The 15,041-nt window shown below is 63.1% G+C and carries 13 protein-coding genes; 5 read left to right on the forward strand and 8 right to left on the reverse strand.

Translation table 11 applies throughout. The features are described 5' to 3' along the window. Positions 1 to 65 precede the first annotated feature (65 nt). From QSV36_RS04185 to QSV36_RS04200, 4 genes are all read right to left on the reverse strand, one after another. Positions 66 to 317: a DUF1653 domain-containing protein gene (locus QSV36_RS04185; protein ID WP_170029092.1), complete on the reverse strand. Its 252-nt coding sequence runs from the start codon at positions 315 to 317 to the stop codon at positions 66 to 68. 77 nt (positions 318 to 394) lie between these two features. After that, positions 395 to 1,570, reverse strand: a complete 1,176-nt coding sequence (gene fadA, locus QSV36_RS04190; protein ID WP_289130127.1) for an acetyl-CoA C-acyltransferase FadA — start codon at positions 1,568 to 1,570, stop codon at positions 395 to 397. A 31-nt stretch (positions 1,571 to 1,601) separates the two neighbouring features. Further along, entirely contained in the window at positions 1,602 to 3,749 is a 2,148-nt protein-coding gene (fadB, locus tag QSV36_RS04195) for a fatty acid oxidation complex subunit alpha FadB (protein WP_289130128.1), read from the reverse strand. Positions 3,750 to 4,267: 518 nt separating this feature from the next. Next, on the reverse strand, positions 4,268 to 4,705 hold the full coding sequence (locus QSV36_RS04200) for a hypothetical protein (RefSeq protein WP_289130129.1): 438 nt from the start codon (positions 4,703 to 4,705) through the stop codon (positions 4,268 to 4,270). Positions 4,706 to 4,815: 110 nt separating this feature from the next. Here QSV36_RS04200 and QSV36_RS04205 point away from each other — a divergent pair, with 110 nt between their 5' ends. Continuing rightward, a complete protein-coding gene (locus QSV36_RS04205) occupies positions 4,816 to 5,256 on the forward strand; it encodes a universal stress protein (RefSeq protein WP_056806485.1) in 441 nt (146 codons plus the stop codon). Positions 5,257 to 5,373: 117 nt separating this feature from the next. On the opposite strand, the gene QSV36_RS04210 is transcribed toward QSV36_RS04205, so the two are convergent. Next, complete coding sequence (locus QSV36_RS04210) at positions 5,374 to 7,302, reverse strand: ATP-binding cassette domain-containing protein (protein ID WP_289130130.1); 1,929 nt, start codon at positions 7,300 to 7,302, stop codon at positions 5,374 to 5,376. A 221-nt stretch (positions 7,303 to 7,523) separates the two neighbouring features. Between QSV36_RS04210 and QSV36_RS04215 the strand changes: the two genes are divergently transcribed. Next, on the forward strand, positions 7,524 to 9,449 hold the full coding sequence (locus QSV36_RS04215; protein ID WP_289130131.1) for a transglycosylase SLT domain-containing protein: 1,926 nt from the start codon (positions 7,524 to 7,526) through the stop codon (positions 9,447 to 9,449). Positions 9,450 to 9,514: 65 nt separating this feature from the next. Here QSV36_RS04215 and QSV36_RS04220 read toward each other — a convergent pair whose 3' ends face one another. Both QSV36_RS04220 and QSV36_RS04225 read right to left on the reverse strand, forming a co-directional pair. Further along, positions 9,515 to 10,318 carry an MOSC domain-containing protein gene (locus QSV36_RS04220; RefSeq protein WP_289130132.1) on the reverse strand — a complete coding sequence of 268 codons (804 nt, stop codon included), beginning with the start codon at positions 10,316 to 10,318 and terminating at the stop codon, positions 9,515 to 9,517. A gap of 57 nt (positions 10,319 to 10,375) precedes the next feature. After that, on the reverse strand, positions 10,376 to 11,311 hold the full coding sequence (locus QSV36_RS04225) for a chemotaxis protein CheV (protein ID WP_225777025.1): 936 nt from the start codon (positions 11,309 to 11,311) through the stop codon (positions 10,376 to 10,378). A gap of 349 nt (positions 11,312 to 11,660) precedes the next feature. Here QSV36_RS04225 and QSV36_RS04230 point away from each other — a divergent pair, with 349 nt between their 5' ends. The 3 genes from QSV36_RS04230 to QSV36_RS04240 all read left to right on the forward strand — a co-directional run bounded on the left by QSV36_RS04230 (position 11,661) and on the right by QSV36_RS04240 (position 14,074). After that, positions 11,661 to 12,173 carry a histidine kinase gene (locus tag QSV36_RS04230; protein WP_289130133.1) on the forward strand — a complete coding sequence of 171 codons (513 nt, stop codon included), beginning with the start codon at positions 11,661 to 11,663 and terminating at the stop codon, positions 12,171 to 12,173. 355 nt (positions 12,174 to 12,528) lie between these two features. Beyond that, complete coding sequence (locus QSV36_RS04235) at positions 12,529 to 13,425, forward strand: sensor histidine kinase (protein ID WP_289130134.1); 897 nt, start codon at positions 12,529 to 12,531, stop codon at positions 13,423 to 13,425. Continuing rightward, the gene (locus tag QSV36_RS04240) at positions 13,415 to 14,074 is read left to right on the forward strand and encodes a response regulator (protein WP_289130135.1); all 660 of its coding nucleotides are present in this window, start codon (positions 13,415 to 13,417) and stop codon (positions 14,072 to 14,074) included. The genes QSV36_RS04235 and QSV36_RS04240 overlap by 11 nt, the downstream gene beginning before the upstream one ends. On the opposite strand, the gene yegS is transcribed toward QSV36_RS04240, so the two are convergent. Then, positions 14,058 to 14,945, reverse strand: a complete 888-nt coding sequence (gene yegS, locus QSV36_RS04245; protein ID WP_289130136.1) for a lipid kinase YegS — start codon at positions 14,943 to 14,945, stop codon at positions 14,058 to 14,060. The genes QSV36_RS04240 and yegS overlap by 17 nt on opposite strands. Positions 14,946 to 15,041 lie beyond the last annotated feature (96 nt).

Consider the following 15,041-nt stretch of genomic DNA (forward strand, 5'->3'; position numbering starts at 1 on the left):
GCGTCAGGTGCCAGACGCGGCACCGCTATATATAGTGGCAAAAGTGTGAGGTCAAGTTCGGACTATCACGCTTGCGACTTGCCCAGCAGCCCGGACAGCCCCTCTTCGGCCTTGACCAAAGCAAAGCGTGGCACCTGCTCGCCGTCAACCTCGACGGACTCCTGGAACATCGAAAGTGGCCGTACCCAGAAGCTGTAATCACCATACAGGCATTGGTAGAAGACCATCCACTCTTCGCTTTCGGAGTGCCGCGCAACACTGAAGACACGGTACTCAGGCCCTTTGTAATGCCGGTATATGCCTGGTTGTATCTGCATGTTGCCCACCCTCTTGAAAAAAACCTGAAAAAAACAAAACCGGGGCACAAGGCCCCGGTCACTGTCCGCCAACGCGATCAGACGCGTTCGAAGACAGTGGTGATACCTTGGCCGAGGCCGACGCACATGGTCGCCACCCCGAGGGTACCGCCATTCTGCTTCATGACGTTGAGCAGGGTGCCGGAAATCCGTGCCCCGGAGCAACCGAACGGGTGGCCCAAGGCAATGGCGCCGCCGTGCAGGTTAACCTTCTCATCCATCTTGTCGAGCACTTTCAGATCTTTCAGCACTGGCAGGGCCTGTGCAGCGAAGGCTTCGTTGAGCTCGATGAAGTCGATGTCGGACATGCTCAGGCCGGCACGCTTGAGGGCTTTCTGGGTCGATGGCACCGGGCCGTAGCCCATGATCGCCGGGTCGACACCGGCCACGGCCATGGCACGGATGACGGCCAACGGCTGAATGCCCAGGTCCATGGCGCGCTGCCCGGACATGACGATCATGCACGAAGCACCGTCGGTGATCTGCGACGAGGTACCGGCAGTGACGGTGCCGCCCTTCGGGTTGAACGCCGGCTTGAGCGCCGCCAGGCCTTCGAGGGTGGTTTCCGGGCGAATGGTTTCGTCGAAGTCGAATACCTTGAGGAAGCCGTTCTCGTCATAGCCCTGCATCGGGATGATCTCATCCTTGAACTTGCCTTCGACCGTGGCCTTGTGGGCCAGCTGGTGCGAACGCAGGCCGAACAGGTCCTGTTGCTCACGGGTGATGCCGTGCATCTTGCCGAGCATTTCCGCGGTCAGGCCCATCATCCCGGAAGCCTTGGCGGCATGCAGCGACAGGTGCGGGTTGGGATCCACGCCATGCATCATGCTGACGTGGCCCATGTGCTCCACGCCACCGACCACGAACACGTCACCGTTACCGGTCATGATGGCCTGGGCGGCGGTGTGCAGTGCGCTCATCGACGAGCCACACAGGCGGCTGACGGTCTGCGCTGCGGAGGTGTGCGGGATCTGGGTCATCAGCGAGGCCATACGGGCAATGTTCCAGCCCTGTTCCAGGGTCTGGTTGACGCAGCCCCAGATCACATCCTCGACCTCTTTCGGGTCGACCTTGTCGTTGCGTTCCAGCAACTTGCTGATCAGGTGCGCCGACATGTCTTCGGCACGGGTATTGCGGTGCATGCCACCCTTGGAGCGGCCCATTGGCGTGCGACCGAAGTCGACAATCACCACGTCTCTTGGATTCAGGCTCATATCAAATCTCTCGCTCTAGCTCGTTGACCGCTCAGTTGAAGAAGCGCTGGCCGTTCTTGGCCATTTCACGCAGCTTGGCAGTCGGGTGGTACAGCGGCCCCAGGTCGGCGTATTGATCAGCCAGGGCAACGAATTCGGCCACACCGATCGAGTCGATGTAGCGCAGCGCGCCACCGCGGAAGGGAGGGAAGCCAATGCCATAGACCAGGCCCATGTCGGCTTCGGCAGCGGTTTCGACGATGCCGTCTTCCAGGCAACGCACGGTCTCCAGGCACAGCGGGATCATCATCCAGTTGATGATGTCTTCGTCGCTGACTTCACGCTGCTCGAAGACGATCGGCTTGAGCACGTCGAGCACGCTGGCGTCGGCGACCTTCTTCGGCTTGCCGCGCTTGTCGGTTTCGTAGGCATAGAAGCCTTTGCCATTCTTCTGGCCCAGGCGGTTGGCCTCGTACAGGGCATCGACCGCCGAGCGACGCTCGTCCTTCATGCGGTCCGGGAAGCCTTCGGCCATCACGTCGCGGCCGTGGTGGCCGGTGTCGATGCCGACCACGTCCATCAGGTACGCCGGGCCCATCGGCCAGCCGAACTTTTCCATGACCTTGTCGATACGCACGAAGTCGACGCCGGCACTGACCAGCTTGGCGAAACCGCCGAAGTACGGGAACAGCACACGGTTGACCAGGAAGCCCGGGCAGTCGTTGACCACGATCGGGTTCTTGCCCATTTTCTTGGCATAGGCCACGGTGGTGGCGACGGCCACTTCACTGGACTTCTCGCCACGGATCACTTCCACCAGCGGCATCATGTGCACCGGGTTGAAGAAGTGCATGCCAACGAAGTTTTCCGGGCGCTTGAGCGCCTTGGCCAGCAGGTTGATGGAAATGGTCGAGGTGTTCGAAGCGAGAATCGCATCGTCTTTGACCTGGCCTTCCACTTCCGCCAGCACGGCCTGCTTGACCTTCGGGTTCTCGACCACCGCTTCGACCACGATGTCGACGTTGGCGAAGTCGCCATAGGACAGGGTCGGGCGAATGGCGTTGAGTGCCTCGGCCATCTTGGCCGGGGTCAGGCGGCCTTTCTCGACGCGGTTGCCGAGCAGCTTGGAGGCCTCGTTCAGGCCCAGCTGGATGGCTTCCTCGCGGATGTCCTTCATCAGGATCGGCGTGCCCTTGACCGCCGACTGGTAGGCAATGCCGCCGCCCATGATGCCGGCACCGAGCACCGCGGCCTGCTTCACGTCGCGAGCGATCTCGTCATGCGCCTTGGCCTTGCGCTTGAGTTCCTGGTCGTTCAGGAACAGGCCGATCAGGCTTTCGGCGACCGAGGTCCGGGCCAGCTTGGCAAAGCCTGCGGCTTCCACTTCCAGGGCCTTGTCACGGCCGAAGTTGGCCGCCTTCTGGATGGTCTTGATGGCTTCAACCGGGGCCGGGTAGTTCGGGCCAGCCTGGCCGGCAACGAAACCTTTGGCGGTTTCGAAGGCCATCATCTGCTCGATGGCGTTGAGCTTGAGCTTTTCCAGCTTGGGCTGACGCTTGGCCTTGTAGTCCAGTTCACCGCTGATGGCACGCTTGATCAGGTCGAGGGCACCGGCCATGAGCAGTTCAGGGGCGACCACGGCATCGACCGCACCTACCTTGAGGGCGTCTTCGGCGCGGTTTTCCTTGCCGGCGGCGATCCACTCGATGGCGTTGTCCGAACCGATCAGGCGCGGCAGGCGCACGGTACCGCCGAAGCCCGGGTAGATGCCCAGCTTGACTTCCGGCAGGCCGATCTTGGCGCTGCTGGACATGACCCGGTAGTCGGCAGCCAGGCACATTTCCAGGCCACCGCCCAGGGCGATGCCGTTGATGGCCGCGACGGTCGGCACTTCGAGGTCTTCGAAGGCGTTGAAGATGCGGTTGGCTTCCAGATTGCCGGCGACCAGTTCGGCCTCGGGCAGCTTGAAGTTGTCGACGAACTCGGTGATGTCGGCGCCGACGATGAACACGTCCTTGCCACTGCTGACGATCACGCCCTTGACCGAAGCGTCGGCCTGGATGGCGTCGACAGCCTGGCGAAGCTCGTTCAGGGTCAGGCGGTTGAACTTGTTGACGGACTCACCCTTGAGGTCGAACTTGAGCTCGACGATGCCACTTTCAAGAGCCTTAACCGTGATGGCTTTACCTTCGTAAATCATCAACTGATCTCCACGATATGGAAGCTGAACGTACACGCCGATCGCTGCAGCAAAAGCAGGCCAAGCTGCCCTGCCCCAGGCACACCCGTCAGCGCGCTAGTCGGAAGTATGGCTTGGCGTGACATACAAACGCTCAATTCATACGCCCGTTTGATTTGGGTGTGCACACATTCTCCGAAAAGATCGGCGTTGTCAAATGCTCACGCGCGGGGTGAAAACGCGACTTTCCGGTCATTTTGTATCGCCCAGGTACCAAACATGATGACAGTGATCGCTGACCATTCATGTCAGCGATTGACCACCGGCGACGGGAAAACGCTTGCGTTTTTTTTAGCTTGCGCGGCAATTCCTGGCAGCTACACTGCCACTTGCTTGCATGAATACCCGGCCTGCCTGGCCTTTCTGCGCAGCAGAACGCAAAGCGGCGACTTGGCATCCCACCCCTTCAGGGTATGCCAAGCCGCCGCTTTGTCGTTGTAGAGGTTCAACAAGCGCCGCGTACCCTCGCAGGACAGCTCTCAGGCCAGGGTCTCGAGGACGTAGGCAACATCCTGCAACACAGCCGTTTCGCCCCGCTCGGTCCAGTACAGCGCGATCATCCGTGCATCGGCTTCAACCTTGTAGACGCTTGCGGGCAAGCGCGCCAAAGGCTCCATGAAACGAGGGTCTTCACAGGGCTCGCGCCACTGGTTCCACCAAACCCCGGGGCTGACCTGCCAGAAGCTGAAGCTGTCCGCATGCCCGCGACGGCGCGCACGGTGGTATTGCGGGCACGGGCTTGGCGGCTGCCTTTCCAGCCAGTGCGGCCACTGCTGCGGCGCCAGTTGCATGGCCAGGCCCATGCGCCGTGCCTCCAGGCGCAGCTTCATCTGCTCATTCTGCTTGCGCGAGGTGCGCAGCCAGGAAAGCGGGCTGAGAATCAGCGCAAGGATTGACACCACCAGCAATACCGTCATATCAGTAGTTCCCATAAAACGTTGCAAATGAGCCGGTTAGCCATTTTTCACGGAAGACCCGCCCGAAAGCGACCATACTTCTTCTATCGCGATTGTCAGGAGTTCCGCTCATGCAATACGAACATCTTCTGGTCGCCGTCGACCTGACCGAAGAATGCGACCCGGTGATCAAACGCGCCATGGCGCTGGCGGCGCCGTCGAATGCCAAGGTGTCACTGGTACATATCGTCGAGCCGATGGCCATGGCGTTCGGCGGTGACGTACCCATGGACCTGTCGCAACTGCAACAGCAGCAGTTCGACCAGGCCAAGGAGCGCATGGAACGCCTGTTCAACAAGTACCCGGACATCCACCGCGGCGACTCGCACCTGACCTATGGCCAGCCACGCCAGGAGATCCACCAGCTGGCCAAAGACCAGAAATGCGACCTGATCGTGGTCGGCAGCCATGGCCGGCATGGCCTGGCGTTGTTGCTCGGGTCTACCGCCAATGACGTGCTGCACGGCGCGCCGTGCGACGTGCTGGCAGTGCGGTTGCAGAAGAAAGAATGATTCAGCCTGTGCCGGCCTTTTCGCGGGGCAAGCCCGCTCCTACAGATACCGCACATTGCTTGGTACCTGTAGGAGCGGGCTTGCCCCGCGAAGGGGCCAGTACAGACTAAAAACCGATCAACCTTCCAGCTCGGCCCAGCGCTCGACCAGTACATCCAGCTCGGCCTGCAGCTTCTCGATCTTCGCCAGCACTGCCGAGGTTTCCGCAATCGGCCGCTGATAGAAGCCCGCCGCATTCACCTCTTCCTGAGCTTCGGCCATGCGCTGCTCCAGCTCGTCGATCTGCCCTGGCAGCATCTCCAGCTCACGCTGCAGCTTGTAACTGAGCTTCTTCTTCGAACTGTCGGCCGCCGCGACAACCGGCGCCGGTGCGGGCTTGGCCTCGACCTTCTCGACCACCGCGCTGTTGAGCTCGGACTTGCCGCCCTTGCTTTCGGTCACGCCCAGCAGTTTCGGCGAACCACCCTGGCGGATCCAGTCTTCATAGCCCCCCACGTATTCGCGCACCTTGCCCTCGCCCTCGAACACCAGGGTGCTGGTGACGACGTTGTCGAGGAAGGCCCGGTCGTGGCTGACCATCAGCACGGTGCCCTTGTAGTTGGACAGTACCTCCTCAAGCAGCTCGAGGGTTTCCACGTCGAGGTCGTTGGTCGGTTCGTCCAGCACCAGCAGGTTGGCCGGCTTGCTGAACAACTTGGCCAGCAACAGCCGGGCACGCTCACCACCGGACAACGCCTTGACCGGCGTACGGGCACGCTGCGGGCTGAACAGGAAGTCGCCCAGGTAGCTCAGCACGTGGCGGTTCTGGCCATCGATCTCGATGAAGTCGCGGCCTTCGGCCAGGTTGTCGATCACCGTCTTTTCCAGGTCCAGCTGGTGGCGCATCTGGTCGAAGTAGGCCACTTCCAGCTTGGTCCCGCGCTCCACCTTGCCCGAGGTCGGCTGCAGGTCGCCGAGCATCAGCTTGAGCAAGGTGGTCTTGCCGGTACCGTTGGCACCCAGCAGGCCGATGCGGTCCTCGCGCTGCAGGACCATGGAAAAATCCTTCACCAGCATCGGCCCGTCCGGGTGATGGAAGCTGACGTTCTCCAGCACCATTACCTGCTTGCCGGACTTTTCCGCCGCCTCGATCTGGATATTGGCCTTGCCCTGGCGTTCGCGGCGCTCGCTGCGCTCCACGCGCAGGGCCTTCAGCGCACGTACACGGCCTTCGTTGCGCGTACGGCGGGCCTTGATGCCCTGGCGGATCCACACCTCTTCCTGGGCCAGGCGCTTGTCGAACAGCGCGTTGGCGGTTTCCTCGGCGGCCAGCGCGGCCTCCTTGTGCACCAGGAAGCTGGCATAGTCACCGTTCCAGTCGATCAGGCCGCCACGGTCCAGCTCAAGGATGCGCGTGGCCAGGTTCTGCAGGAAGGAACGGTCGTGGGTAATGAACAGCACCGCGCCGTTGAAGCCGCGCAGGGCCTCTTCGAGCCAGGCGATGGCACCGATGTCCAGGTGGTTGGTCGGCTCGTCAAGCAGCAGCAGGTCGGGCTCCGAGACCAGCGCCTGGGCCAGCAGCACGCGGCGGCGCCAGCCACCGGACAATTCGGCCAGGGTCTTGTCGGCCGGCAGTTGCAGGCGGCTGAGGGTGCTTTCCACCACCTGCTGCAGGCGCCAGCCGTCACGGGATTCCAGCTCGTGCTGGACATGCATGAGTTTTTCCAGGTCTTCATTGCCCTGGATATTCAGGCTCAGGTGATGGAACTGCGCCAGCAACTCGCCGACACCATCCAGGCCGGCGGCCACCACGTCGAACACTGTACGCTCGTCGGCCACCGGCAGCTCCTGTGGCAGCTCGCCGATCTTCAGCCCCGGGGCACGCCAGATCTCGCCATCGTCGCCCTTCTGCTCGCCCTTGACCAGGCGCAGCATGCTTGACTTGCCGGTGCCGTTGCGGCCGATGATGCACACCCGCTCGCCACGAGCGATCTGCCAGGACACGTGGTCCAGCAGCGGCATGGCGCCGAATGCAAGGGACACATCGCTGAATTTGAGCAGGGTCATGTTGGTCTCCATAAATCGGGCGCGCATTCTACCTGACTTGGCCCCGGACGGCATCTGCCTGGCCGGCGGGCGAGGGTTTGACGACATCTGATCGAACTTAATATCCCGATACAAGCACAGTGCTTTCACCCGCCGCCGGCAAACAGCTAAGCTAAGGCAATAGCTTCCAACAGTGCTGGCTCCGCCGTCACTTCCCCATGGTTCAACTGCCCGGACGTATCATGCGCAGCCGCCTGTTACATATTGCATCCTGCCTGCTGCTGACTGCCGCCACCTGCGCGGCGCAGGCCGCCGACCTTACCTTGCAACGCCAGTACTACGACGAGGCCAAGCGCGCGCTGGCCAAGGGCGACAAGGGCCCATACCTGCGCTATGCCCAGGCCCTCAGCGACTACCCGCTGACGCCCTACCTGGCCTATGACGAGCTCACCGCCCGCCTGAAAAGCGCCAGCAACCAGGAAATCGAAGACTTCCTCGCCAAGCACGGCGACCTGCCCCAGGCCAACTGGATGAAACTGCGCTGGTTGCGCTGGCTGGCCGAACGCGGCGATTGGAACACCTTCGTCAAGTACTACGACCCCAAGCTCAACTTCACCGAACTGGACTGCCTCAACGGCCAGTACCAGCTCAGCCATGGCCTGCGCGCCGAAGGCTTCGCCACAGCTGAAAAACTGTGGAACGTCGGCAAGTCGCAGCCGGCCACCTGCGACACGCTGTTCGCCATGTGGGCGGCGGAAGGCCAGCTGACCGAGGCCAAGCGCTGGCAACGCGCCAAGCTGGCGGCCCAGGCACGCAACTACAGCCTGGCCAACAACCTGGTCCAGACCCTGACCACCCTCGGCCCGCAGGGGCGTCTGCTGGTCGACGTGGCGCAAAAGCCCGAACTGCTCAACCAGCCGTCGCGCTTCACCCCGGCCAACGAAGCCATGTCCGACGTGGTCAGCCTCGGCTTGCGCCGCCTGGCCCGGCAGGACCCGGAACGGGCCATGGCGCTGCTCGACGACTACGCCCAGCGCATGCATTTTTCCCGCGACGAGAAAGTGGCCATCGCCCGTGAGATCGGCCTGACCCTGGCCCGTCGCTACGACCCGCGCGCGCTCGACCTGATGACCCGCTACGACCCGGAGCTGCGCGACAACACCGTCAGCGAGTGGCGCCTGCGCCTGCTGCTGCGCCTGGGCCGCTGGGAAGATGCCTATGAGCTGACCAGGCGCTTGCCGCAGGACCTGGCCAGCAGTAGCCGCTGGAAATACTGGCAAGCCCGCAGCCTGGAGCTGGCGCAGCCGAACAACCCGCAAATCCCGTTGCTGTACAAGAACGTGGCGCGCGAGCGTGACTTCTATGGTTTTCTCGCCGCCGACCGGGCACAGACGCCCTACCAGCTGAACAACAAGCCACTGGTGCTCAGCCCGCAGCTGGTCAACAAGGTGCGCAACACCCCGGGCATCCGCCGCGCCCTGGAATTCCATGCCCGCGGCCAGATCGTCGAAGGCCGCCGCGAGTGGTATCACGTCAGCCGCCACTTCACCCGTGACGAAATGGTCGCCCAGGCGCGTCTTGGCTACGACCTGCGCTGGTACTTCCCGGCCATCCGCACCATCAGCCAGGCGCAGTACTGGGACGACCTCGACATCCGCTTCCCGATGGCCCACCGTGACACCCTGGTGCGTGAGGCCAAGGTACGCGGCCTGCACTCGAGCTGGGTATTCGCCATTACCCGCCAGGAGAGCGCCTTCATGGAGGATGCACGCTCCCCGGTGGGCGCCAGTGGCCTGATGCAGTTGATGCCGGCCACCGCCAAGGAAACCGCGCGCAAGTTCAGCATTCCACTGGCATCGCCGGCCCAGGTGCTTAACCCGGACAAGAATATCCAGCTCGGCGCCGCCTATCTGAGCCAGGTGCACAGCCAGTTCAACGGCAACCGGGTGCTCGCCTCGGCGGCCTACAACGCCGGGCCAGGACGGGTGCGGCAGTGGCTCAAAGGTGCCAAGCACCTCAGCTTCGATGTGTGGGTGGAGTCGATCCCGTTCGACGAGACCCGCCAGTATGTGCAGAACGTGCTGTCGTATTCGGTGATCTACGGGCAGAAGCTCAACTCGCCGCAGCCGTTGGTGGACTGGCATGAGCGGTACTTTGACGACATGTGAGGGTCGCTGTACCTGCACCGGCCTCTTCGCGGTGAACCCACGTCGAGGCCGGTGCTGGCAACCCGTCATTCCAGGATTTCGACTTCCATCCCGACTTCAAGCTGTCCACTGCCATCCACCGCCAGGTTCTGCCCGAACAACACATCGCCCTCGCGCTCTCGGAACGTCCTGAGCGTGGCCATCGGCTCGCGGTCCGCACTGCGTTCGCCAGTCGCCGGGTCGATGGTGGTGAAGATGCACCGCACACTGGGCTTGAGCACACGAAAGTCCAGGCTGCCGATACGAATCCGTTTCCAGCCATCCTCGGCAAAGGGTGCCGCCCCCTGCACCACCAGGTTGGGCCGAAAGCGCAGTATCTCCATCGGCCGGCCGATACGCCGGCTGAGCTCGTCCAGCGAGCCCTGGCCGATCAGCAACAAGGGAAAACCGTCCGGAAATGCCGCCCGGTCACTGTTCAAGCCATAGCCATTGGGCAGGTAACGCGCGCGTTGCTCGGGGCAGTGCACCAGGCGCACAGCCTTGCCCAGCAGCTCGCTCAGCCAGGCCGCCGCCGCATCGCCCGCATCCGGCACGCGCAAGGTGTCGCGCCAGATGGTCACGCCGCGCAGCGCATCGTCGGCGGACGGCACCGGCACCGACAACGCTGGCTGCCCCGGCGCCTGGAGCAGCAACTGGCCACTGTCGTCATCACTCGCCCTGACCTGGCCAAGCTGTGGCCAGGCGCGCTGGGTGAGGAAGCGTCCGTTCTCCTCCTCCACCACCATCCAGCGCCGATCGCCCTGCAAGCCTAACAACCCCACCGCCGAAGCCTGCAGGCGTTGCGCCTGCCCGGACTTCACCGGGTACCGATACAGCTCACTGAGAAACATCCCTGCCGCCTTGCGTCATGTCCAAAACGCCAAGCTTATACCGGCAGGGGCCCGGGATCACGCCGTGGCGGTATCCAGCAACAGGCGTTGCTTGACCACGTCGACCAGGCGATCAGGCTGGAACTTGGACAGGAAGTTGTCGCAGCCCACTTTCTTCACCATGGATTCGTTGAAGCTGCCCGACAACGAGGTATGCAACACCACGTAGAGACGACGCAAACGGGCATCGCCACGAATCTCGGTGGTCAGCCGGTAGCCGTCCATTTCCGGCATTTCGGCGTCGGTGAAGATCATCAGCAGCTTCTCACAGACATCCTCACCGGCATCGGCCCAGCCCTTGAGCATGCGCAGCGCCTTCAGCCCGTCACTGGCCACGTGCAGTTTCACGCCCAGCTGGGACAGGGTGTCGCGCAACTGCGCCAGGGCCACGCTGGAGTCGTCCACCAGCAGCACCTCGCGGCCGCGCGCCCGGGCCAGTATCGGGTCAGCGAGTTTATCGCCGGAAACCCGGGCGTTGTACGGCACGATCTCGGCCAGCACCTTCTCCACGTCGATCACTTCGACCAGCTTATCGTCGACCTTGGTGATGGCAGTCAGGTAATGCTGGCGCCCGGCACTGGTCGGCGGCGGCATGATCGCCTCCCAGTTCATGTTGACGATGCGGTCCACACCGCCCACCAGGAAGGCCTGCACCGAGCGGTTGTACTCCGTCACGATGATGGTGCTGTCGGGCCCCGGCTGCAGCGGGCGCATGCCAATTGCCTGGGACAGGTCGATCACCGGCAGGGTCTGGCCACGCAGGTTGACCACCCCGCAGACGAACGCGTGACGCTGTGGCATCAAGGTCAGCTTGGGCAACTGAAGCACTTCCTGGACCTTGAACACGTTGATTGCGAACAGCTGGCGACCGGCCAGGCGAAACATCAGGATTTCCAGGCGGTTCTCACCTACCAGTTGCGTGCGTTGGTCTACCGTGTCGAGAATGCCGGCCATTGGAAAACCCCCAGGCTTGAGTCGGAAAAATAGAAATCATCCACCCTGTATCGGCGGCTTCAGGCCCAGCTTGACCCTTGCTGGAAAATGCCATGAAGACAATTGATATCACTTTACCATCATGCTTTACTGCCGATACCGCCACCGCGAACCAGCCGCCCGGCAAAAGTTCCACACCTTAGCCAAGCATCAGGGAAACCCTTAGCGACAATCGGGTGCAACCTGATGTTCGCGCTATCCTTTAGCCATTAATGTGACGCCATTCTCACTGCATGAATGGAGTCAGGCTTTTGCTAGCTATCGTTTCGGCGTGCCCGTCCTCTGCACCCGTCCCACGCGCGGGGGCATCATGAAGGACAGTGCCTTATCGTTCGATGATGCGCTGCAGAGGTTTCTGCTGGACGCGCAGGTGCTGCTGACCCAGGCGCAGGAGTGCCTGCAGCATCTGGACCTGATCGAAAACGACCCGGATGCCTGCCGTGGCCTCGACAACGCGCTCGATAGCCTGGCCCGGCAAGCCATGCACCTGGGCTTGCGTGAAGTGGCCCATTATACGACCGCCCTGCAACAGCTACTCGCCCCGGCCTGCCACGGCGGTTGCCTGCAGCGCGAAGCGCTGCCAGCGGTAGGGGAGTGCCTGACCCTGCTTGCCTGGCAACTGGAACTGGTCGACCCGTTTACCGGCCGACTCAACCTGGACATCGGCGAGCAACTGGTGCTGCTGGGTGAACTGGCCAAGGTCGTGCAGCAACCGTTTGCGCAAACGTGCACGTATTGCGATGAACAGGGCCGCGTGTGCATCCACCCACCTGGCAAGGCAGCAGACGACACGCACACCGACGGTTCATCGTCCAGGTACTGAACCGGCGCGACGTGCAACTTGCCACGTTCACCAAACCCGGTAAGGCGAACTTGGGAAAATGCAGGAAGTTGGCGGGGCCAGGGTGAGCCACTACCGCACAAGTGATGTGTGACGCGGCAAAAAGGTTAGCACTTTGCCACCCGACAATACCCGACCAGCAGGTATTGCAAAGCGCTACCCAGCCGCGACCGCTGCAATGCGAAGTGGTAATATGCGCAGCCGTGAACCCCTGCAAGCTGTTGAAAGATTGCAAGTTCATGTGTTCGCCAAAAACATCGAAAGTAACTGCGCCAAAGCTCCTGACCAGCATTGTGCAACGCCCTCCATCAGCAATACTCCAGTGGCTTCCCTACCTATGCTCGCACGCTTGATGACTCCTTTGCGCTGCCACTCCCGCGCTGCCCTGCTGCGCTGGGCAACAGTCGGGCTGTGCGTGGCCTCGCTGGTGGCCAACTTGGCGCTGTACCTGAGCAGCCAGGCGATCCCGGTCAGCCTGCTGGTGCTCCAGTTGGCAGCCACGCTGGGCACGGCCATGCAATTGGGCCTGGGCGCCGGCTCGATCAGCCTGCGCCCGGCGGAGCTGGCCGAGCGCATGCTCAAGGTCCAGGAAGACGAGCGTCAGCACTTGAGCCGGGAATTGCACGACGACATCGGCCAGTTGCTCACCGCTGCCAAGCTGCAGTTGCAGTGGTTGCAGCGGCGCATGCCCGACGAGTTGCAGGGCCACTGCGATGCCCTGCGCAGCACGCTGGATGACACCTTGGGCAACGTGCGCAATGTGTCGGCCCTGCTCAACCCGCGGCAGTTGGCCAGCCTTGGCCTGGAAGCCAGCCTGCGGGCGCACCTGGTACGTACCCTGGCCAACAGCGGCGTGCACTGGAGCCTGGCGTGCAACCAGCGCCTGGGCGGTATCGACGAGGCCGTGACCATGGCGGTGTTCCGCATTACCCAGGAAGCCGTGACCAACATGCTGCGCCATGCCCAGGCTCGCAACCTGGTGATCGGCCTGCAACGCACCCCCGAGGGGCTGGCGTTGTCGATCCGCGACGACGGCCGTGGTTTCGTACCCGCCAGGGACCCGGCCGAGGCCGGCCAGCGCGGCCTGGCCGGCATGCAGGAGCGGGTCACCGCACTGCAAGGCAGCCTCGCCGTCACCAGCCAGCCCGGCCAAGGTACGCACATCGAGGCGGTGTTCCCATGGCCACCGCGTACTCAGCAACGCGCCAGGAGCACTGCTACCCATGACCTGTAGACTGCTGCTGGTAGACGACCACTCGCTGATCCGCGCCGGGGTGCGCGCGCTGGTCTGCGACATTCCCGGCTATGACGTCATCGGCGAAGCCGACGACGGCAGCCAGTTGCTGGAACGGGTGCGCATGCTGGCGCCGGATATTGTCCTGCTGGACATCTCCATGCGCTCGACCAGCGGCCTGGATGCGCTCACCCAACTGCGCGCCAGCGGCAACCCCTGCAAAGTGCTGATCCTGTCGATGCACACCGACCCGGACCTGATCATGCGCGCCCTGGAAAGCGGCGCCCACGGCTACCTGCTCAAGGACGCCAGCGCCACCGAACTGGAGCAGGCCCTGGCGGCGGTGCGCAACGGCGAACGCTACCTCAGCCCGGCCATTGCCCACACAGTCATCAACCAGGCATTGCAACTCGCCAGGCAGGGCAAGCAATCCTCTGCCGAACGGTATAGCCTTACCGCACGACAGCTGGAGATCCTGCGCCTGATCGTGCGCGGCAAATCGACCCGGGAAATCGCCGCCGGCCTGGGCCTGTCGATCAAGACCGTGGAAACCCACCGTTCGCAGATCATGAAACGCCTGCAGATCCATGACGTGGCCGGCCTGGTGCTGTTCGCCGTGCGCGAGAAGATCATCAGCCTGGACGACTGAGCAACGGCGACCCGACGGGCAGATGCAAGCGCAATGCTGCGGGCCTGGCCTGGAAGCGCAGGGTGTCGGCCTGCACCGGTTCACCATCGAGGTTGATGTCCAGCCCCTGCGAGCACCTGATCTCGACCCAGGGCAACCTGGCCCGGACGAACAGGCCGTCCCCGGCCAACAGGTCCCGCAGGGTCCCTACCACTTCCTGGGGTGCCGGCAGAATGGCGATGTCGAGCAAACCGTCATTCACCACTGCGTCAGGACACAGCACCTGCCCGCCGCCTGCCTGGCGGCCATTGCCGATACCCAGCGCCAGCAAATCCCCCTGCCAGTCGAAGCCTGGCCCGTGCAACGTCACCGAAGCCGCCTGCAGCTCGCTGAACCGCGACAGCCCGGTGAACAGGTAGGCGGCAGCGCCCAGCACCTTCTTCAGGTCTTCGGAGGTGTTGGCCGTGACCTGGCTGCCAAAACCGCCGGTGGCCATGTTGAGAAACAGTTGCTCACCGGCCTGCCCGAGGTCGATCGGCTGGGCAGGAACGTTCAGCAAGGCCAGCGCCGTGGCGGTCTCCTGGGGGATGCCGGCGGCCTTGGCAAAATCGTTGGCCGTGCCCAGCGGCAGCAGCGCCAGGCTGGCCTCGGTACCCGCCAGCCCCATGGCTTCGGCGACATCGCGCAACGTGCCATCCCCGCCCCCCGCTACGATATGGCTGTAGCCGGCACCCAGCGCCTCGTTGACCAGGCGCCGGGCGTCACCGGCCTCCCAGGTAACCCGCACATCCAGCACCCAGCCGCTGTCGCGCAGGCCTTGCACGGCGCTGCGCACGTCTTCGTTCATCGCCTGCTTGCCGTGCAGGATCAACATTGCCTTGCGCCCTTGCATCTAAGCCCCTCCAGGAATGGACCAACCCAGATCTCGACCCTCGACCAGTGCCGATCGTTGCACGCCCCTGTGCAATTGATCGCCTGAACCGGGTAT

The sequence above is a fragment of the Pseudomonas sp. BCRC 81390 genome, from assembly GCF_030341915.1.
In the GTDB taxonomy this organism is placed as follows: domain Bacteria; phylum Pseudomonadota; class Gammaproteobacteria; order Pseudomonadales; family Pseudomonadaceae; genus Aquipseudomonas.

Coding starts and splice junctions, on each gene's coding strand:
- yegS (WP_289130136.1), bottom strand. CDS start 14,945: ATGCAAGGGCGCAAGGCAATGTTGATCCTGCACGGCAAGCAGGCGATG.
- QSV36_RS04240 (WP_289130135.1), top strand. CDS start 13,415: ATGACCTGTAGACTGCTGCTGGTAGACGACCACTCGCTGATCCGCGCC.
- QSV36_RS04215 (WP_289130131.1), top strand. CDS start 7,524: ATGCGCAGCCGCCTGTTACATATTGCATCCTGCCTGCTGCTGACTGCC.
- QSV36_RS04235 (WP_289130134.1), top strand. CDS start 12,529: ATGCTCGCACGCTTGATGACTCCTTTGCGCTGCCACTCCCGCGCTGCC.
- QSV36_RS04220 (WP_289130132.1), bottom strand. CDS start 10,318: ATGTTTCTCAGTGAGCTGTATCGGTACCCGGTGAAGTCCGGGCAGGCG.
- QSV36_RS04205 (WP_056806485.1), top strand. CDS start 4,816: ATGCAATACGAACATCTTCTGGTCGCCGTCGACCTGACCGAAGAATGC.
- QSV36_RS04225 (WP_225777025.1), bottom strand. CDS start 11,311: ATGGCCGGCATTCTCGACACGGTAGACCAACGCACGCAACTGGTAGGT.
- QSV36_RS04210 (WP_289130130.1), bottom strand. CDS start 7,302: ATGACCCTGCTCAAATTCAGCGATGTGTCCCTTGCATTCGGCGCCATG.
- QSV36_RS04200 (WP_289130129.1), bottom strand. CDS start 4,705: ATGACGGTATTGCTGGTGGTGTCAATCCTTGCGCTGATTCTCAGCCCG.
- fadB (WP_289130128.1), bottom strand. CDS start 3,749: ATGATTTACGAAGGTAAAGCCATCACGGTTAAGGCTCTTGAAAGTGGC.
- QSV36_RS04185 (WP_170029092.1), bottom strand. CDS start 317: ATGCAGATACAACCAGGCATATACCGGCATTACAAAGGGCCTGAGTAC.
- QSV36_RS04230 (WP_289130133.1), top strand. CDS start 11,661: ATGAAGGACAGTGCCTTATCGTTCGATGATGCGCTGCAGAGGTTTCTG.
- fadA (WP_289130127.1), bottom strand. CDS start 1,570: ATGAGCCTGAATCCAAGAGACGTGGTGATTGTCGACTTCGGTCGCACG.